Genomic DNA, 18,201 nt, shown 5'->3' with positions numbered 1-18,201 from the left:
GCTCTAGCCCCCCATCAGGGGGCCCTCCGACATCGACTCAATGGTGGACACCGCGGAGATGTTGTGGTCCGTGTCGAGCGACTCGAACAGCACGCCGGTGGGGGAGTGGAGGTTGAACAGCACGATGGCCCCGTCGGGTCCCCCTCGCTCCATGTGAACCTCCCCACCCGGGCTCTGGCCGTAGGCGCCGGCGGGCTTGATCTTGTGGACGGTCTCGCCGTGGGGCTCGATGTCGAACACGTGGTGCTCGCCCTGGAGCACAAGCGTCCGGGTAGCGGCCACATGGCGGTGGAAGTGGCAGTGGGAGTTGGGGGCGAAGCGAACCAGCAGGTCGAGCGTCCCGTTTTCGGGCTGCGAGCCGAGCACGGCCACGTCGTATTCGATGGGATAGTCGAACTCCGGGCCCCCTTCCATGTGGGTCCAATGCACGTTGCTCAAGTCGAATCGGGCCTCGAAGGTCATGGGTTCTATCGTAGTGAGCTATGAGCGACACTCTCTCTTCCGACCCCAGGATGGACTTCGACCCCGATGCCCTCCGGGAGAAGTACCGCCAGGAGCGGGACAAGCGCCTCCGGGCCGAAGGCAACAACCAGTACATCGCCATGGACGGCGAGTATTCCCGCTATCTGGACGACCCGGCCCAAACCGGGATCACCCGGGAGCCCCTCACCGACGAGGTGGACGTGGCCATAATCGGTACCGGGTTCAGCGGGCTATTGGCCGGGGCCCGGCTGCGCCAGTTCGGGGTGGAGAGCATCCGGATGATCGAGACAGGGGCGGAGTTCGGCGGCACCTGGTACTGGAACCAGTACCCCGGCGTGCAGTGCGACATCGAGTCGTACATCTACCTGCCCATGCTGGAGGAGATGGGCTACATGCCCAAGGAGAAGTACTCCTATGGGCCCGAGATCCTGGAGCACTGCAAGGCCCTGGGCCGCCACTTCGACCTGTACCGCGACGTGTGCTTCGGCACCCGAGTCCATGAGATGCACTGGGACGACGCCGACAACCGCTGGGTTTTGCACACCAACCACAACGACCGGATGCGGGCCCGGTTTGTGATCATGGCCATCGGTCCGCTCAGCCGACCCAAGTTGCCCGGCATCGCCGGTATCGACACATTCGAGGGCCACTCCTTCCACACCAGCCGGTGGGATTACGACTACACCGGCGGCGACACCAACGGGGGCCTCAGCAATCTGTCCGACAAGGTGGTCGGGGTGATCGGCACCGGCGCCACCGCGGTGCAGTGCATCCCCCATGTGGGCGAGGCCGCCCAGCACCTGTACGTGTTCCAGCGGACCCCGTCGTCCATCGACGTGCGGGGCAACCAGCCCACCGACCCCGAGTGGGCCATGTCGCTGGAGCCCGGCTGGCAACAGCACCGCATAGAGAACTTCGGCAACATCGTGGCCGGCAGCATGCAGGAGGAAGACCTGGTCAGCGACGGCTGGACCGACATCTTGCGCAACCTCACCGCCCTGGGCGAAGGCACCCGCATGGGTACCCCCGAGGAGATCGCCGAGGCCATGGAGATGGCCGACTTCCAGAAGATGGAGCAGATACGCCGCCGGGTCGACCAGCTGATCGAAGACTCGTCCATCGCCGAGGCGCTCAAGCCGTACTACCGGCAGTTCTGCAAGCGTCCCTGCTTCCACGACGACTATCTGCCCACCTTCAACCGCGACAACGTCACACTGGTGGACACCGACGGCCAGGGCGTGGAGCGCATCACCCCCCGGGGCGTGGTGGCCGGCGGCCAGGAGTACGAGCTGGACTGCCTCATCTTCGCCACCGGGTTCGAGGTGGGCACCGACTACTCCCATCGGGCCAACTGCGACATCTACGGCCGGGACGGGGTGACTCTGAGCGAGCGCTGGGCTGACGGCATGTCCACCTACCACGGGGTGATCACAAGGGGCTATCCCAACCTGTTGCACATGGGCGGCATCCAGTCGGGCGTTTCCCCCAACTTCACCGAGCTCTACAACGAGCAGAGCCAGCACGTGGCCTACATCGTCGAGCAGGGCCTGTCGGCGGGGGCCGAGGTGGTCGAGCCCACCGAGCAGGCCGAGGCCGACTGGGTGCGGCTGATCATGGAATCGGCCTATCGCCGAGCCGGCTTCCTGGAGTCGTGTACCCCCGGATACTACAACAACGAGGGCAAGCCCGACGACGGGCCCGGCTGGTTCGGCGGCACCTACGGCGGCGGCGCCCAGGAATTCTTCAAACTCCTGGATGCGTGGCGCGACGAGGGCTCCCTTGAGGGCCTCGAGCTGAGCTAATTCAGTGACCGTCAAATTCGCCTACCGCAGCGGCGAGACCTGGGCCGAGCCATGGGCCGACTACCGCGCCCTGCGCGACCAAGATCCGGTCCACGAGGTGGGCGACGGCCAGTTCTGGGTACTGTCCCGGTTCGACGATGTGTTCGCTGCGGCCCGCGACACCGCCACCTATTCGTCAGCCAACGGCCTGACCACTGCCCCTGACGACATGGCCAGCTTCGACGAGAAAGCCCGGCCCATCGTGATGATGGACCCGCCCGAGCACACCGCCATGCGCCGACTGGTCAGCCGGCCCATGACCCCCCGCCAGGTGGCCCCGGTGGAGGACCTGGTTCGGGAGTTCATCACCGACAAACTCGATGCGGTGGCCGACGCCGGGGAAGTCGACATCGTCCAAGCCCTGTTCAAGCCGCTGCCCAGCTATCTGGTCGCCCACTACCTGGGCGTCCCCCCCGAAGACCGGGTGCTGTTCGACCGGTGGACCGAGCGCATCGTGCAGGCCACCGCCGAATCCACTGCCGAATACGGTCAGGACGCCAGCGCGTTCCTCGAGCTGTTCGAGTACGCCACCGGGCTCATCGAACGCCGCAAAACCGACCCTGGCGACGACCTGGTGACCGGCCTGGTTCAACAGGGCGAAGACGTGGCATCGGCCATGTGGATCGTGGGATTCATCTTCACCATGATCACCGGCGGCAACGACACCGTCACCGGAATGCTAAGCGCGTCGACCGTGCTGCTCGACCGCCATCAGGATCAGCGCCAGGTGCTTATCGACGACCCGTCGATGATCCCCAATGCGGTGGAGGAGCTGCTGCGGCTCACCTCCCCTGTGCAGAACCTAGCCCGCACATTGACCCGTGATGTGACGCTGCACGGTGTCACCATCCCTGAGGGCAAAAAGGTACTGCTGCTGTTCGGTTCGGCCAACCGAGACGAGCGGGAGTTCGGGCCCACAGCCGATGAGCTCGACGTCAAGCGCAAGATCGACAAGATCGTCGCCCTCGGCTACGGCGCCCACCACTGCCTCGGTGCGTCGGTGGCCCGGATCCAGTGTCGGGTTGCGCTAGAAGAGCTGCTGGGGCGCTTCCCCGGCTACTCGGTGGACGAGGAGACCGCCCGCTTCGCCGGCGGATGGTCGACCCGCCGCTATGAGCACCTGCCGTTTACAACCAGCTGAGCGCGGCTAGATCGCGTCCAAGCGCTCCAGAAGCGCGTCGGGGGCGCCCACGTACCGGGCTATCTCTGATGCCGGAACAATCTCGCTCCACTGCCCGTCGCTCTGGCGCAGGATGGCAGGAAGACCAGAGGAGGCGGCGAGCTGCTCGGCGGTGGCCTCGTTGCGATGCAGGAGCTCGAGCTCCACGTCTGACATCGCACATGCCTGCTTCCATCTCTTGGATCCCGTCGGGTTCCACCCATGGGTGATGTCGCATAAGGCGCACTTGCCCCGGCCCAGGAGCTTGGCGGCCACATACCGCAGCTCCCCGCTGAGCCCGCCGTCAGCGTCGTAAATCCCCACGAAGGACATGCTTCAAGATACCGGTCCCGAAGTTCGACTACTCGGGCTGGCAGGCCCATTGCGACCATGGATCCAGTCCGGTGGTGTCTTCGTAGTACCGGACAAACTTGGCCGCCTGCATGTTGGTGGCGGGATCGGCGAGGTCGACGGGCTGCCCGTTGTGCGACAGTATCGACCACTCCGGCCGGCTCCAGCCTGTCAGCCAGCCTTCGTTGATCTGCATGAGCCCGATTGAGTACTGGCCCCACTCCTCCATGAAGTGGGTATTTGGATTGCCGTGAGATTCACAGCCCATCACCGACAGGACATCGTCCACCTCGTCGGGTGGGAAGTACTCAGCCACCAGCGGCCGCCATTGCTCGACACCGAAGTGGTCGAAGCCATCGACACCGTTCCCAGGAGAGGACAAGGCCATGGCGGACAGGGCGACAAAACCCAGCAGGAGTAAGGAGCGCATATTGGGGGTTTAGGGGTGTCCAGACTGAAAGGGGAGACTGAAATAACGGTCAATCTCGTCTAATCCGTTGCCCGAACGCCCGCCCGTGCCGCAGTGCCGCCGGGCCCCTTCACGGAACGGCCAAACACGATAGCGGCGATCACCAATGCGATGCCAAACAGTTCTCTGGTGCTGGGCACCTGGAGGAGCACGGCCAACCCCACTAGCACCGCGGTGGCAGGGAGCATCGCCTGCAAGAGGGCGAAGCGGTGCTGGGTGATGCGCCTCATGACCAACTGGTCGATCCAGTAGGGGATCACGTTGGACAACAGCCCGGTGGCCAGAGCCAACAGCAGCACCACCGGAGAGTCCAGCGCCGAGCCCACCTCGGTGGCGCCAAAACCGCTAATGGCCGCCGCTCCAGCCAACATCCCCAGGCCCAGTCCGTCCACCGCGGCCGGGCCCCGCGCCACCCGATGGCCGAGCACGATGTATCCAGCCCAGAACATCCCGGCCAACAAGGCGAACGCCACCCCCCGCATAGTGCCGTCAGCCTCCACTCCGGCCAGCACCACGACCCCGCCCGCGGCCAGCAGCAGCGCGGCGCCGGAGCGAAGGGTGCGGGTGCCCACCGCGGCTACCAGGATCGGGCCGGTGAACTCGATGGCCACCGCGTTGCCCAACGGCAGTTCGTCGATGGCCAGATAGATCGACAGGTTCATTGCGGCCAGCGCCGTTCCGAAGGCCGCAGCCCAGGCCAGGTCGTTGGCCTGCCAGCGGCGTTGCCAAGAGCGCCGCAGCACAATGATCATCACCGCCGCGCCCAGCACCCGCACCAGGGCCACGCCCGCCGGGGCCATCTCATCGAACAGATGGACGGCCACCGCCGCGCCCAGATACTGCGACACTGCCCCCACCATGAACAGCGGTTCGGGAGCAACCGACTCCAATCGGGGCAAGCGGGTCACAACAGAGTTCTAGTTGTCCTGCTTCTCCGTGTCCGTTCAAAGTGCCCTTTGCTCCCGTCTTGTCCGCAGAATTCCTAGAGTGCAGGGGTGGACAGGGGCGCGTTGTGGCAGCGGTTGGCAGAGGCTCGCTCCGCGGTGTTGAGCACCGTCACCGCCGACGGCCGGCCCCACGCGGTGCCGTGCTGCTTCTTCCTCAAGGGCGAAGTGGCGTACTCGGCGATCGACGCCAAGCCCAAGTCCACCTTGGCGCTGCGCCGCCTTGACAACCTGGCCGCCAACCCAGCGGCCTGCTTGTTGGTCGACTGCTACGACGACGACTGGTCGAAGTTGTGGTGGATCCGAGTGGACTGCACCGCCCGAGTGCTAGCCGACGGTGACGAACGCGACCACGCCCTCGATCTGCTGGCCGCCAAATACCCCCAATACGAAGACACCCGCCCGCCCGGGCCGGTCATCGCCCTCGACATCACCGCCTGGCGCGCCTGGCCGTAAGCGATTTCAGTTCGGCCTATAAGGGTGGCTCGGCCGCTGCGTTGCGCCCGGCCACCCGACCGAAGGCCAAGGCGTCGCCGATGTGGAAGCCACCGTCTTTGCATCGACTGTAGGTGGAGCTGACGGTGCCGGCGGCATAGAGGCGGCCGATGGGCTTGCCGAAGGGGTCGAGAACCTGGGCCTTCTCGTTGCGGCGGGGGCCGCCGTTGGTCCAGCCCAAAAGCGGCGCTGATGTGAAGCCGTAGTAGGGGGGCGTGGCCAGCGGGGCGAGAGTGGGCGCGAGACGGCCCAGCGGGTCGTGCCCAGCGGCGCAGGCGTCGTTCCATGAGGCCACCGACGCCTCCAGCCCGTCGGCGTCGATACCCATAATTTCAGCGAGGTCGGCGAGGGTGTCGGCCTTTTGGATCCAGCCCTTCTCGATCTCTGCCGAGTTGTCGGCGCTCCACTCGTAGCCCTCCATGAGCAGGTTCCATCCAACGGGCAGAATCTCCCGGGGTGGGGAGATGGGGCCGGCCTGCCGGGTGGTCTCGTCGAAGATCACGTGCAGGGGTCGGCGCTGGAACAGCTCGTAGTCGCCGTCGATCAGGCCGTGGCCGTGGCCTTGGGGCGGCATCTCGTTGTGGGACCGTCGGCCATCGTTGCCTACGCAGATGAATCCCATGGAGAAGATGAACATCACGTACATCCCCGCCTCGAACCCCTCGGCGGCAAAGCCGAGGGCGGCCATCATGTTGTCCATGTGCCACAGGTCGGCCCCTGCCTTTTGGGCCATCTTGATGCCGTCGCCGGTGCCCGCCGGCGAGCCCCACACCGGGGAGCCGGGCAGTTGCAGGTAGTCGCGCACCATCTCCGGGTTGTTCTCGAAGCCGCCGGTGGCCAGCACCACCCCCCGGCGGGCGCCCACCCGCAGCGGCTGGCCTTCCGAGGTGGCCGCCACGCCGACCACTGAGCCGTCATCATTTGTGATCAATTCTTGGGCCGGGGAGTCCAGCAGCACCTCCACGCCCCGGTCTCGCACCACGGCCGACAGGGCCTTCCACAGAAGCTGCTGGCCCATCTCCCCGTTGACGCCCAGATAGCCGCCGTAGAACTCGGCGCCGGGCATCTCGGGATATTCGGGCTTGTAGTCGGCGTGGACGCCCGGCGTCACTCCCAGGCCCTCCAGCCACTCGGTGTTCTTGTAGGTCTCGGTAGCCCACACCTGCACGATCTCCTCGGGCAGGGTGTAGGGGCCGCACAAAGACCGCAGATATGTGGCCATCCCGTCGGGATCGAGGCTGTTGAACCAGATACCCCCCGAGATGCGGGTGTTGCCCCCCTCGCGGCCCTCGGGCATCTTCTCCAACAAGATGACCGACGCCCCCTCGTCAGCCGAGGCGATGGCCGCGGCACACCCGGCCGCGCCCATGCCCAGCACCACCACATCAGCCTGCCGGTCCCAGTTTTCGCTCATGGCGGCAATCTAGGCGGGCGACTCCACTCGGTACAGTTTCTCGGCGTTGCCCCACAGGAGCTGGTGGCGGTCTTCGGGGGAGAAGTGGCTGAGGCTGGCGGAGATCTTCTCCTCGACGTTGTCGTACAAGCACGTGGGGTGGGGGAAGTCGGTCTCGAACAGCACGTTTTCGAGCGGGATCCGGTCGCCCAGCACGTCTTGGGGCGCCGATTCCTCAAACCAGAACGTGGTGAACACCTGGCCGGTGAAGTACTCGCTGGGCAGCTTTTTGAACTCGGGCCGCTCCTGGCGGCCGCCGCCCTCGACGAACTGGTGGTCGAGCGCCTCGAGCATGAACGGCAGCCAGCCGATGCCCGACTCCACCGACACCACCTTCAGCTTGGGGAAGCGGGGCAGCACTCCCGACAGCAACAGGTCGCATACCTGGATGCCGTTCTTGGTGAACAAGTCGATGGATTGCAGTGCGTAGGCCTCCACGAAGCCCCGACGCTCCACCCGGGTGCGGTCCCAGTTGAACTCGCCGCTGCCGATGTGGAACGACACCACCATGTCGTAGTCGCATATCGCCGACCAGAACGGGTCCCAGTGCGGCTCGCCCAGATAGGGCAGGCCGAACACCTGGGGTTCGCCGGTGAAGTTCACCGACCGGTAGCCCTTTGCCGCGCACCGCTGCACCTCGGCCACCGCATTGTCCACGTCCCAGAACGGAGTGGCCATCGACGGGATGAGGCGCCGGTCATCCGCGCTGCACCACTCGGACAAGAAGTCGTTGTAGGCCCTCACGCACTCGTACTTGAGCTCGGCGTCTTCTATGGACAAGAACTTCTGGGCGCCGAATCCGCCTACGTTGGGATACAGCACCTCGGCCCACACCCCGCGCTGGTCCATCAGCTCCAAGCGGGCTTGGGCGTTGTAGGCCGCTGGATGCACGTCGTCGTAACCGGCGGGGGAGTCGGGCATGGGCTCCTTCCAGCCGGCGGGGGCCGTCGGACCCACGGCGCCGATGCGCTCGTCGCCCAGCAGCCACACCTCCCGGCCTTCGGCCACCTCCACCCGGGGAACGTGGTCTCGGTGACGGGCCGACACCCGGCTGGTCCAGGTGTCGGCCGGCTCGGTGATATGAGTGTCGACATCGATAATCGAATAGGCCATATCCCAGTTTCGCGCCATTGCCATTGATAATGCGTTGTCGTTGGGCCCTGTATCGGTCAAGGATTGAGGGATGAGCAATGCCGGGAGCACAGGAGGCGACGAGCCCGGCGAGCGCAGCGACTTCATCCGCAGCCTGATCCGCCAGGACATCGCCGACGGCACCTTCGGCGGGCGGGTGCAAACCCGGTTCCCGCCCGAGCCCAACGGCTATCTCCACATCGGCCACGCCAAGTCGATCTGTCTGAACTTCGATCTGGCTGATGAGTTCGGAGGCACCTGCAACCTGCGGTTCGACGACACCAACCCCGAGACCGAGCGGTCCGACTTCGTGGCCGCCATCGAGGAGGACATCGCCTGGCTGGGCTATAGGTCGGACCGGGGCACCCTGTACGCCTCCGACTACTTCGAGCAGCTCTACCGGTGGGCCGAGGACCTGATCCGGGCCGGACTGGCCTATGTGGACGACCAGGACGCCGAGGCCATCTCCGAGAACCGGGGCGGCTTCACCGAGGCCGGCACCGACAGCCTGTGGCGCAACCGCACCCCCGAGGAGAACCTGGACCTGTTCCGGAGGATGCGGGCGGGGGATTTCGCCGACGGCGAGCGGGTGCTTCGAGCCCGCATCGACATGGCCCACGAGAACATGCTCATGCGCGACCCGGTGCTGTACCGCATCCGCCACGCCAGCCACCACCGCACCGGAGACCAATGGTGCGTCTACCCCACCTACGACTGGGCCCACGGCCAGAGCGACGCGGTGGAAGGGGTGACCAACTCGATCTGCACCCTGGAGTTCGACGCCCACCGCCCGCTGTATGACTGGTTCTTGGACCACCTCGACCTGCCCGGCGACCGCCCCCGACAGACCGAGTTCGCCCGCTTGAACCTCACCCACGCGGTGCTTTCCAAGAGGCGCCTGTTGCAGTTGGTAGACGATGGCCATGTCGACGGCTGGGACGACCCCCGCATGCCCACCCTTCGGGGTCTTCGCCGAAGGGGATTCCCCCCCAAGGCCATCCGGGAGTTCTGCCGCCACATCGGTGTGGCCCGGGTGGACGGCACCGTGGAGGTGGAGCTGCTGGAGTCGTTCGTCCGCCGAGAGCTCAATGCCACCGCATTGCGCCGGATGGCCGTGCTCAACCCGCTGCGCCTGGTGATCGAGAACTACCCCGAAGGCCAGGTGGAGATCCGGGAGGCGGGCAACAACCCTGAAGACCCGTCAGCCGGGGCCCGGCAGGTGCCGTTTTCGAGGGAGCTCTACATCGAACAGGACGACTTCATGCTCGATCCGCCCCCCAAGTACTTCCGGCTGTCTCCTGGTCGCGAGGTGCGGCTGCGGTCGGGCTACTTCGTGACCTGCACCGGGGTCGACACCGACGCCGACGGGAACGTCACCGAGGTCCGCTGCACCTACGACCCCGAGACCGGCTCAGGCCAAGCCCACGACGGCCGCAAAGTGAAGGCCACCATCCACTGGGTGTCAGCCGCCCACGCTTTTGACGGGAAAGCCGTGCTCTACGAGCGCCTCTTCACCGACCCCCACCCCGGCGCCGACAGCACCGACCCCATGGACTCCCTCAATCCCAACTCCGCCCAACTCGTCGAAGGTGCGAAATTCGAGCCGGCCATGGCCGACATCGCCCCCGGCCAAGTAGTCCAGTTCGAGCGCCTCGGCTACTTCGCCCGCGACCCCGAGACCCCCGACCTGTTCCACCGCACCGTCGGCCTAAGAGACGAATGGGCCCGCATCCAAAAACGCCAGGGCAAGAAATAGGCGGCTGAAGCTTCGACGAGGAGCGGTCAGTCCCCGATGGGCCAGCGTTCGGCGGTGGTGTTGACGGCGGGCCAGGCGTCGGCGTTTAGGGCGGCGTCGCTGCCGCCGTCCATGAACACCACCGAGCCGCAAAAGAGGCTGGCGTCGGGGGACAGAAGGAAGGCCAGCAGGTTGGCCACCTCAGCAGCCCGCCCAGGTCGCCCAATGGGGATGGGGTAGACGTCGCCCAGGTTCATGATCATGTCCAGGTTCTCGGCCACCAGCGGGGTGTCGATGAGGCCGGGGGCCACGCCGTTCAAGCGGATGCCCGATCCGATCCAGTCGGTGCCGATGGCGGTGCGGCGCACCCAGCGGGCCAGCGCCAGCTTGCTGGTGGCGTAGGCCGTGCTCGGATCGGCGCCGGCCAGCTCCCGGGCCTGGCCCTCATCGTCGCCTAGACAGGCCTCCACCAATCCATCGGGCAATTCAGCCAGCGTGGTGCTGGAGTTGGAGCTGATGGCGATGGCCGAAGAGTCGGTACCCTGGGCCAACAGCGGGCGCAGCCCCTCCACTGTGGCCACCGCCCCGAAGTAGTTGATCGACACCACCTGCCGGGGATCGGGCCCAGTGATTCCCGCGCCGGCCACCAGTCCGTCGATGCGTCCTCCGCTGGCTGTGGCCACCGCACCGATCATCGCGTTGCGCCCCTCGGGGGTGGACAGATCGGCGATGACCTCGGCGTCGCGTATGTCCACCCCAATCACTTCATGGCCGTCGCGCACCAGACGCTCCCTGGTGGCCAAGCCGATTCCGCCCGCTGATCCGGTGATGACAATCGTTCCCATGAGCACTAATCCTTAGCAGGCCCCTGCGGTGGCTTCTCTATTTTCATCCTTGCTTGCCGCCCCTTGGATGTAGCTGGCTGTGATGCATCTCAATTGGTGGGGCCGGCGAGCGGGTCTTGTTCGGTTAGGAGGTCGGTGGCGCTGATGGCGGTGATGTGGCCGGTGAGGGGGAAGCTGTGGGGGCCGGCGTGTACTACGTAGAGGTGGTCGAGGTTCAGGTCGGCCAGGGCGCTGTGCATCGACTTCGTGGCGGCTGGCCGGGCGGTGCGCTTGATCTCGAACCCCAGGACTCGTCCGCCGATCTCCAACCGCAGGTCGAGTTCGGCGCCGCCGTGGGTCGACCAGTGGGCGGGGTGGGGCGGGGCGAATCTGGTCAGGAGCTGTTCGAGGATCATGCCCTCCCAACTGGCGCCGAGCACCGGCGAGCGCTCGAGGTCGACCATAGTGGCGATGCCCAGCAGCGAGTGCAAAAGGCCCGAGTCGCGGATGTAGACCCGGGGCGATTTCACCTGTCGCTTTGAGATGTTGGCGAACCAGGGAGGCAACTGGCGGACCACCAGGGCGTCTGTGAGCGCGTCGATGTAGCGCCTCACGGTGGACTCCGACACGTCGATCGACCGGGCGATTCGGGCGCCGTTCCAGGTCTGCCCGTGGAAATGGGCCAGCATCGTCCAGAATCTCCGCATCGTCATGGCCGGGAAACGGAAGCCGAGGTTGGCGAGATCGCGCTCGAGGAACGTCGAGACGTAGTCGTCGCGCCAGCGGCTAGATGCCACCTCGGTCGGGGCGACGAAAGACTCGGGCAGCCCACCCCGCAGCCACAGGTCGTCGAGGCGGTGCCCGCCGACATCGGAGAGCCGCAGGCCTGCCAGCTCCACGAAGGTGACCCGGCCAGCCAATGACTCCGAGCCCAGTCCGGTGAGGTCGGGCGACGCGCTGCCGAGCACGACGAAGCGCCCCGGCCGGCGGTCCTCATCTACGAGGACCCGCAGCGTCGGGAACAACTCGGGCATCCGCTGGGCCTCGTCGATTACGATCGTCTCGCCGGCGTCGCGCAGTGCCAGAGTCGGCTCGGCGAGCCGGGCGAGGTCGCGATGGTCCTCAAGGTCAAAGAAGGCTTGCGGCGACGATTCAATGGACTGGCGGGCCAAGGTGGACTTCCCCGCTTGGCGAGGACCGGTAAGCAACGTCACCGGCGCTCGCGAGATTGCCTCCCGCAAGTTCCGGGCATCCAGCGGACGGTCAATCAGCGCCATCTGACCATATTATCCTTGAAAATCCGTCATGCAATGCGAGAATTGTCATGCAATCTAAAGCTCTGCGGTGGCTTCTCCATTTTCATTCTCTCCGTGAATAAATTGCATTCACTGCATGAATAGATCTGATTTCTCGCCTGGATGGAATTTGTCATGCAAAGTGAAATTTGGGCGGTCCTAGATCGTTGTCGGAAAGCAGCCTTCCTAAGTTGCCATATTTCTATGGTATAATTACCATAATATTATGGCAACGAAGACGACCATCAATTTTGACCCGGAGATGGAGGCTGCACTTGCCGAGCTGGTGGCGTTGGACGGTACCAAGACGCTGGCCATCAAGCGGTCTCTGCTCGCCGAGGTGAAGCGGCGTCGCCGCAGCCAGGCGATGCTCGACATGATCGCGTCGTGGGAGGCAGAGGAGGGGCCCATCAGCCCTGGGCATCTCGAGTGGGCCGATGCTGTTCTCGACCGCCAGGGGGTTGATCGTTGATCGTAGACGCTGGTCCGCTGATCCTCGACAGCGAGAACTTGAACTCCCGGCTGTGGGCCTTGATCAAGCGGGCCACCGAGCGCGGCGATGATCTGCACACCACCCATCCGGTGCTTGCCCAGGTATGGCGAGAGCCGGCAAGGCAGGCGAATTTGTCCCGCGCGCTGCGCTACTTCAATATCCACGCACTCGACGAGTCAGTGGACATAGGGCTCAGGCTCGCCAAATCCGACACCTCTGATGTGGTTGACGCCCACCTAACCGTGGTCGCGGAAGGCCTAGGCACGTTCATCCTCACCACCGACCACGAGGACATGTCGAAGCTCAGCGCCCGCTTCGAGCGCTACTGATAGCCGGATGGCCTAAGCAGGGTCCAGCGGAGCCCATTGGGGTTCGCGTTTTTCGGCGAAGGCGGCGGGGCCTTCCATCTGGTCGGGGTGGCCCCATATGCCGGTCATGTGGAAGGCACCGGTCTTGCTGGCGTCGGTGAGGCCGTGCTCCATGGCGTCCCACAGGGCCTTTTTGGTGGCGGCCATGGCCGAGGGGGAGTTGCGGGCGATGGCCTCGGCGATCTCGCCGGCCCGCTCCCGCAGGCGCTCGGGAGGGTCCACGATCTCGCTGATCATTCCCAGCTCGTAGGCTCGCTGAGGCCCCATGCGCTCGTGCGCCCCCATCAATGCCATGCGCATGACCGTCTCGGCGGGCATCTTCTTCAACAGCGCTATGGCCTCTAGAGCCACCACTTGGCCCACCGACACGTGGGGGTCGAAGAACTGGGCATCGGACGCGGCGATCACTATGTCTGCGTCGGCCACCCAGTGGAAGCCGCCCCCGCAGCAGATGCCGTTGATGGCGGTGATCACCGGCTTGCGCACCTTTTGGTGCCACGAAGTGAAGTGCAGGTCGAAGTTCTCCACCGACTCCCGGTAGCGCTCCATGCCCTGCCCGTCGGTGGCCAGCTCCACCACGTCCACACCGGTCTGGAAGGCCCGGCCCTCTCCGGTGTGGACGATCACCCGCACCTCCGGGTCGTTGTCCAGCTCCAGCCAGGCGTCGGCGAATTCCTCTCGCATCTGGGAGTTCATAGCGTTGAGCTGATCGGGCCGGTTGTTGATCAGCCATCCCACCCGGCCCTCGCGCTCCACAACCAGCGTCTCATAGCCCATCTCGCCAGTCTGGCGCGACAGCCGGGCAAATGCCGCGTCGTTCGGAGTGCGAACAGCAGTGATCTGGGATTTGTCCCGTACATTGAGCGGCATGAAACCGCTGATATCCCGCTTGTGGGGCTGGTTGAATGCGCTGCCGGTCCGGGCCAAGCTGCTCGTCGCCGTGGTGTCGGCCGCCCTGTTGGGACTGTTGATCTGGCTGGTGTTCTTCTGGTTCGCCTTCCAGACCTATTTCATCGACGACAAGGTGGAGGAAGCCGGCCCGGTGTTCGACAGCGGGGCGGTGGCCGACAACCAAGTCGTCGAGCCGGCCGCGCCCGACCCACCGGCGGTTGACCCCCCTTCCCCGGCGGTGGAAGCGACAGCTGCGGCGCCCGACGCCACTGCCCCGGCACCTGGGACGAGCACTGCCGCGCCGACGACAGCCACAGGCCCCATGCCGGGCGATGAGCTATCCGAAGAGCTCGTCGCCGAGATGGACGAGGCCATGGAAGAGCTCGGCATGCCCGAGGAGCAGCCGGTGGCAGAGACCATGCCGGATATGCCCCAAGTGGGGGTGGAGGCATCGGGTGAGTTCATCAGCCGAAGCCATCCCACCAGCGGAACGGTAGATGTGCTGGGCGACGGCACCGGCCAGCGGTTCCTGCGATTTGAGGACTTCAGGACCGATAACGGACCCGACCTGAACGTCTATCTGAGCGCAGCTCCCCCCGACGCCCCCGTCGGCCAGTTCACCGACGTCTTTGTCGATCTCGGCGATTTGAAGGGCAACGTCGGCTCGCAGAACTACGAGATCCCCCGCGACCTCGATCTCGACGTCTACTCCACCGTGGTGATCTGGTGCGTGAGGTTCTCGGTGGTGTTCGGTGCCGCCGAGCTAGCTGCGGGCTGATTAGCCTGGGCCGGGCATGAAGCCCTATCCGACCCCGCCCGATGGGCTGCACGTTGTCTCGGCGCCGCCGATATTGACCCTCACCTTCGACCGTCCCCAGCGGCGCAACTCGCTCACCGACGAAATCGTCTTGGCTCTGATCGACACTCTGGAGGCAGCCAGCGCCGACGAGGAAGTCCGGGCCGTTGTGCTCAACGCCGTGGGCGACAACTTTTGCAGCGGCTTCGACCTGGCCGGCAGAGCTGGCAGCGGTTCTCGGCCTCGACCGGGGAGCATCTCCCGGCGTATGCCGTATCTGGTGAACCGGCTCATCCCGGTGATGCTGGAAGTGCAGGTTCCCGTCGTGTGCGCGGTGAGGGGATGGGCCGTGGGATTGGGCCTCAGCCTGGTGCTGGCCTCCGACTTCGCGGTAGCCGCCGACGATGCCCGATTGCGGGCCCCGTTCACATCCATGGGCATCACCCCCGACAGCGGATCGTCTTGGCTGCTGCCCCGCCTGGCCGGTGTGGCCCGGGCCAAGCGGATGCTCATGCTGGGCGAGGAAGTCTCCGGCGCCGAGGCTGCCGCATGGGGTCTGATCCACCGGGCGGTACCTGTCGGCCAAGTCGATGCCGAGGCCGTCGCGCTGGCGGCCAGATTGGCTGCCTCGGCCACCGTGGCGGTCGGTTTGGCCAAAACCCTCATCCACCGCAGCTCTGGGCGCAGCCTGGAAGCCCACCTGGGCGACGAGGCCTTCGCCATGGAGTTGTCGTCCCGTTCTGCCGATTTCCGGGAGTGGGCCGAATCCCGCAAAGAGGGCCGGCCTCCCGACTTCACCGGCCGGTAGCCCTTTCTCAAACCGGCTAGAGCGGCACGGGCCGGTAGTCTGCACCCATGTTGGTATTGGATCCTACGGCGGCTCCGCCGGCTATCGATCCGGATCGGGGGCCCGACGCCGGTCCGCTGACCGGCAAGCGAGTGGGCATCCGTTACGACCTCACTTGGCGCTCCTTTTTGTGGACCGTCGATGAATGGACCCGCAAGCTGGAGGCCGCGGGGGCCGAGGTCGTGCCGTGGTGCTCGGAGTCCCGCCAGGACGTGAAGCTCGAGGACGCCGTGCTGGTGGAGTTGGAGAACTTTGCCACCGACGTGGACATCGCCATCGTCGGGTTGGGCAATTGAGGCAGCTGCACGTCCTGGACCGTCCACGACGCAGTTGCGGTGGCGGCCCAGGACAAGACGGCGGTCGCCGTCGTAACCGAGGAGTTCGTGCCCCTGGCCGAGATCATGGCCCGCAACCTGGAGCGGCCGGGCCTGCGCCAATGCGTGTTGCCCTACCCGCTGGACACCCGCCCCGAGCCAGAAGTGCGCCAGATTGCCCACGATTTCTGGCCATCGCTGCTGGATTCCCTGGGAGTGCCTACGTAGATGGCTCCTGACGGCGACGCCATTTCCGACGGGCAGGTCGAAGCCCCTGACGACCCCGCGGAGTTCATGGCCTGGGCCACCGATCAAGGCTGGGGCGACGGCCTCCCGCTGATCCCGCCCACTCCCGAGCGGGTGGCCCGTTTCACTGCCGCTGCCGGCCGACCGGCCGACTCGGTGCTGATGGAGGTGCCGCCGGCCAACGCCTGGTGCACGGTGGAGAAGCTGGCCGTCAACGCTTGCATGGCCGGAGCCGCCCCCGAGGCCATGCGTTTGATGATGGCCGCGCTGGAGGCTATGGCCGAGCGACCCTTCGACCTGTTCGCCCTCAACACCACCACCAGCTCGGTTGTGCCCTGCCTGTTCGTCAATGGCCAAGCCCGACACCGGCTCGATGTGCCTTATGAGGCCGGGTGTTTCGGCGGGGCTGCGGGGGCTGGACCGGCCATCGGCCGGGCCATCCGGCTGGTCATGCGCAACGTCGGCGGCCAGGTGGCCGGGGAGACCTCCAAGTGCGTGCTGGGCCAGCCGGCCCGGGTGGTGGGCTTGGTAATGGGGGAGTGGGAGGAGCGCTCCCCGTGGCCGCCGCTGGCCGAGCGGCGGGGGGTGAGCGGCGACGCGGTCACCGTCTACGGCACCATCGGCACCATGGACATCGCCGACATCGCGGCTGACGACGGCCGGTCGCTGGCCTGGGTCATAGGCCAGTCGCTGGCCTACGTGGGCACCAACGCCTACATCTCCCACTGGGGCGCCGAGGTCATGGTGGTGGTGCCCCCACCCTGGGCCGACATGCTGGCCGCCGCCTACCCCACCATCGAAGACGTGCAAGAGGCCCTGTGGCGAAACGCCTGCCACAAAGTCGACCAGTTCCCCGAGACCCACAAGAAGTGGCTGGCCGAGCGCGACCGGATCGGCCCCGACGGCACCGCCTACATAGTGGAACACCCCACCGACGTAATCGTGATGTGCGCCGGCGGCCTCGGCAATCTCCACGCCGGCGGCCTCCACAACTTCGGCCCCACCCGAGCCATCACCCGCTCCTTCTGATGCCCGAGCCCGAGTCGATGGCCGTCACCGTGGTGGTGGTAGCCGGCGGCGACCCGCCAACCCCTCAAGAGATCGGCCGCCTCCCCGCCAACCCAGTAGTGGTGGCCGCCGACGCCGGATTGGACCACGCCCTAGCCGCCGGGCTGGTGCCAGCAGTAGCGGTGGGCGACATGGACTCCGTATCACCCGAAGCATTGGCCGCCGCCGAGCAATCCGGCACTCGCATTGAGCGCCACCCCGTCGACAAAGACCGAACCGACCTAGAGCTGGCTCTGGATCTGGCTGCCCGCCTCGCCGACAGGATCATCGTCATCGGCGCCGGCGGCGGCCGCCTAGATCATTTGATCGGCAACCTCGCCGTGCTGTCTTCCCCCCAATGGTCCGGAGTCAACATCGAAGCCTGGCTAGGCCACGCCCAAGCCGTCGTGGCCCACAGCAGTCGCACGCTGGACGTCGACCCCGGCACCACCGTCTCCCTGTTCGCCTTGGGCGGCCCCGCCCGAGTGACCACCACCGGCCTGGCCTGGCCCCTCAAGAACGAGGTATTAGATCCCCTAACCAGCCGAGGAGTAAGCAACCGCGCCACAATCCCCGCGCCTCAGGTATCGGTACACGAGGGCGTAGTGCTGGCAGTCATCCCCTCCGGTAGCGGGGGCGTCTATTGCGGCCTCGAAGAGATGTGTTAGCGTGTCCAACCAGGCACTTAGCTATCCTTGCGCTAGCGATTTCGACCATGTAAGGGGATCAATCATGAGCAATCAACCTGATACGACCGTTGACCGGTTGAACGTCGAGCACGACAACGACAGCGAACTAACGCCTGAAGAGCTGAACCAGGTCAGCGGCGGCTCCGGTTCTGGCAAGCGCAGTGCGTATAACGCCAACCAGCAGCCCTGGCAGGCCACAATCGACTAACACGACCCCGCAGTCGCGGGCCGACAACACTGAGGTCTAGCCGCTCTGAGGCGGCTGGGGCTCTGTTTTCTCGGCCCTGATGTCAGCCCGGTTCGCTACCGCTAGAGGCGCGAGAGGGACTA

General features: G+C 65.9%; 21 protein-coding genes and 1 pseudogene. 13 read left to right on the top strand and 9 right to left on the bottom strand.

What is annotated here, in order from left to right; all coding sequences use genetic code 11:
• Nucleotides 1–3: 3 nt before the first annotated feature.
• Nucleotides 4–462, bottom strand: coding sequence for a cupin domain-containing protein (locus ACOOGG_RS01795; RefSeq protein ID WP_420431679.1), 459 nt, complete (start codon nt 460–462; stop codon nt 4–6).
• Nucleotides 463–482: 20 nt separating this feature from the next.
• Between ACOOGG_RS01795 and ACOOGG_RS01790 the strand changes: the two genes are divergently transcribed.
• Both ACOOGG_RS01790 and ACOOGG_RS01785 read left to right on the top strand, forming a co-directional pair.
• A complete protein-coding gene (locus tag ACOOGG_RS01790; protein ID WP_420431677.1) occupies nt 483–2,285 on the top strand; it encodes a flavin-containing monooxygenase in 1,803 nt (600 codons plus the stop codon).
• 4 nt (nt 2,286–2,289) lie between these two features.
• Nucleotides 2,290–3,465, top strand: coding sequence for a cytochrome P450 (locus ACOOGG_RS01785; RefSeq protein ID WP_420431675.1), 1,176 nt, complete (start codon nt 2,290–2,292; stop codon nt 3,463–3,465).
• 6 nt (nt 3,466–3,471) lie between these two features.
• Here ACOOGG_RS01785 and ACOOGG_RS01780 read toward each other — a convergent pair whose 3' ends face one another.
• Genes ACOOGG_RS01780 through ACOOGG_RS01770 form a run of 3 tightly spaced genes read right to left on the bottom strand, consistent with a single transcriptional unit; the run spans nt 3,472 to nt 5,211 of the window.
• Nucleotides 3,472–3,807 (bottom strand): hypothetical protein, encoded by a 336-nt coding sequence (locus ACOOGG_RS01780; protein WP_420431673.1) that lies wholly within the window; start codon nt 3,805–3,807, stop codon nt 3,472–3,474.
• A 37-nt stretch (nt 3,808–3,844) separates the two neighbouring features.
• A complete protein-coding gene (locus ACOOGG_RS01775; RefSeq protein WP_420431671.1) occupies nt 3,845–4,264 on the bottom strand; it encodes a hypothetical protein in 420 nt (139 codons plus the stop codon).
• A 59-nt stretch (nt 4,265–4,323) separates the two neighbouring features.
• Entirely contained in the window at nt 4,324–5,211 is an 888-nt protein-coding gene (locus ACOOGG_RS01770; protein ID WP_420431669.1) for an EamA family transporter, read from the bottom strand.
• 87 nt (nt 5,212–5,298) lie between these two features.
• Here ACOOGG_RS01770 and ACOOGG_RS01765 point away from each other — a divergent pair, with 87 nt between their 5' ends.
• The gene (locus tag ACOOGG_RS01765; protein WP_420431667.1) at nt 5,299–5,703 is read left to right on the top strand and encodes a TIGR03668 family PPOX class F420-dependent oxidoreductase; all 405 of its coding nucleotides are present in this window, start codon (nt 5,299–5,301) and stop codon (nt 5,701–5,703) included.
• Between the two features lie 16 nt (nt 5,704–5,719).
• On the opposite strand, the gene ACOOGG_RS01760 is transcribed toward ACOOGG_RS01765, so the two are convergent.
• Both ACOOGG_RS01760 and ACOOGG_RS01755 read right to left on the bottom strand, forming a co-directional pair.
• Nucleotides 5,720–7,156 carry an FAD-dependent oxidoreductase gene (locus ACOOGG_RS01760; protein ID WP_420431665.1) on the bottom strand — a complete coding sequence of 479 codons (1,437 nt, stop codon included), beginning with the start codon at nt 7,154–7,156 and terminating at the stop codon, nt 5,720–5,722.
• A 9-nt stretch (nt 7,157–7,165) separates the two neighbouring features.
• A complete protein-coding gene (locus ACOOGG_RS01755; RefSeq protein WP_420431663.1) occupies nt 7,166–8,326 on the bottom strand; it encodes an amidohydrolase family protein in 1,161 nt (386 codons plus the stop codon).
• Between the two features lie 52 nt (nt 8,327–8,378).
• Between ACOOGG_RS01755 and ACOOGG_RS01750 the strand changes: the two genes are divergently transcribed.
• The gene (locus ACOOGG_RS01750; RefSeq protein ID WP_420431661.1) at nt 8,379–10,082 is read left to right on the top strand and encodes a glutamine--tRNA ligase/YqeY domain fusion protein; all 1,704 of its coding nucleotides are present in this window, start codon (nt 8,379–8,381) and stop codon (nt 10,080–10,082) included.
• A gap of 26 nt (nt 10,083–10,108) precedes the next feature.
• On the opposite strand, the gene ACOOGG_RS01745 is transcribed toward ACOOGG_RS01750, so the two are convergent.
• Together ACOOGG_RS01745 and ACOOGG_RS01740 are read right to left on the bottom strand one after the other, a co-directional pair.
• Nucleotides 10,109–10,906 carry an SDR family oxidoreductase gene (locus ACOOGG_RS01745; RefSeq protein WP_420431659.1) on the bottom strand — a complete coding sequence of 266 codons (798 nt, stop codon included), beginning with the start codon at nt 10,904–10,906 and terminating at the stop codon, nt 10,109–10,111.
• 89 nt (nt 10,907–10,995) lie between these two features.
• Nucleotides 10,996–12,162, bottom strand: coding sequence for an ATP-binding protein (locus ACOOGG_RS01740; RefSeq protein WP_420431657.1), 1,167 nt, complete (start codon nt 12,160–12,162; stop codon nt 10,996–10,998).
• A gap of 244 nt (nt 12,163–12,406) precedes the next feature.
• Here ACOOGG_RS01740 and ACOOGG_RS01735 point away from each other — a divergent pair, with 244 nt between their 5' ends.
• The gene (locus ACOOGG_RS01735) at nt 12,407–12,652 is read left to right on the top strand and encodes a hypothetical protein (protein WP_420431655.1); all 246 of its coding nucleotides are present in this window, start codon (nt 12,407–12,409) and stop codon (nt 12,650–12,652) included.
• Complete coding sequence (locus ACOOGG_RS01730; protein WP_420431653.1) at nt 12,649–13,002, top strand: hypothetical protein; 354 nt, start codon at nt 12,649–12,651, stop codon at nt 13,000–13,002. The genes ACOOGG_RS01735 and ACOOGG_RS01730 overlap by 4 nt, the downstream gene beginning before the upstream one ends.
• A 12-nt stretch (nt 13,003–13,014) precedes the next feature.
• Here ACOOGG_RS01730 and ACOOGG_RS01725 read toward each other — a convergent pair whose 3' ends face one another.
• Nucleotides 13,015–13,818, bottom strand: coding sequence for an enoyl-CoA hydratase/isomerase family protein (locus ACOOGG_RS01725; protein ID WP_420431761.1), 804 nt, complete (start codon nt 13,816–13,818; stop codon nt 13,015–13,017).
• A gap of 91 nt (nt 13,819–13,909) precedes the next feature.
• Here ACOOGG_RS01725 and ACOOGG_RS01720 point away from each other — a divergent pair, with 91 nt between their 5' ends.
• The 7 genes and pseudogenes from ACOOGG_RS01720 (at nt 13,910) to ACOOGG_RS01690 (ending at nt 18,079) form a co-directional block, all read left to right on the top strand.
• Nucleotides 13,910–14,710, top strand: coding sequence for a DM13 domain-containing protein (locus ACOOGG_RS01720; protein ID WP_420431651.1), 801 nt, complete (start codon nt 13,910–13,912; stop codon nt 14,708–14,710).
• A gap of 16 nt (nt 14,711–14,726) precedes the next feature.
• Complete coding sequence (locus tag ACOOGG_RS01715; protein ID WP_420431649.1) at nt 14,727–15,536, top strand: enoyl-CoA hydratase/isomerase family protein; 810 nt, start codon at nt 14,727–14,729, stop codon at nt 15,534–15,536.
• A gap of 47 nt (nt 15,537–15,583) precedes the next feature.
• Nucleotides 15,584–15,871, top strand: coding sequence for a hypothetical protein (locus ACOOGG_RS01710; RefSeq protein ID WP_420431647.1), 288 nt, complete (start codon nt 15,584–15,586; stop codon nt 15,869–15,871).
• Between the two features lie 12 nt (nt 15,872–15,883).
• Nucleotides 15,884–16,117 (top strand): annotated as a pseudogene (locus tag ACOOGG_RS01705) (UGSC family (seleno)protein); the annotation flags it as partial.
• Nucleotides 16,118–17,164, top strand: coding sequence for a hypothetical protein (locus ACOOGG_RS01700; protein ID WP_420431645.1), 1,047 nt, complete (start codon nt 16,118–16,120; stop codon nt 17,162–17,164).
• The gene (locus ACOOGG_RS01695; RefSeq protein WP_420431643.1) at nt 17,164–17,850 is read left to right on the top strand and encodes a thiamine diphosphokinase; all 687 of its coding nucleotides are present in this window, start codon (nt 17,164–17,166) and stop codon (nt 17,848–17,850) included. Before ACOOGG_RS01700 ends, ACOOGG_RS01695 begins: the two co-directional genes overlap by 1 nt.
• Nucleotides 17,851–17,914: 64 nt before the next feature.
• Nucleotides 17,915–18,079 (top strand): hypothetical protein, encoded by a 165-nt coding sequence (locus ACOOGG_RS01690; RefSeq protein ID WP_420431641.1) that lies wholly within the window; start codon nt 17,915–17,917, stop codon nt 18,077–18,079.
• The last annotated feature ends 122 nt before the right edge of the window (nt 18,080–18,201 follow it).

It is taken from the genome of Candidatus Poriferisocius sp. (assembly GCF_965214065.1).
In the GTDB taxonomy this organism is placed as follows: domain Bacteria; phylum Actinomycetota; class Acidimicrobiia; order Acidimicrobiales; family Bin134; genus Poriferisocius.
Note: the sequence above shows the minus strand (reverse complement) of the source record. Positions and strands in the feature narration are given on the sequence as shown.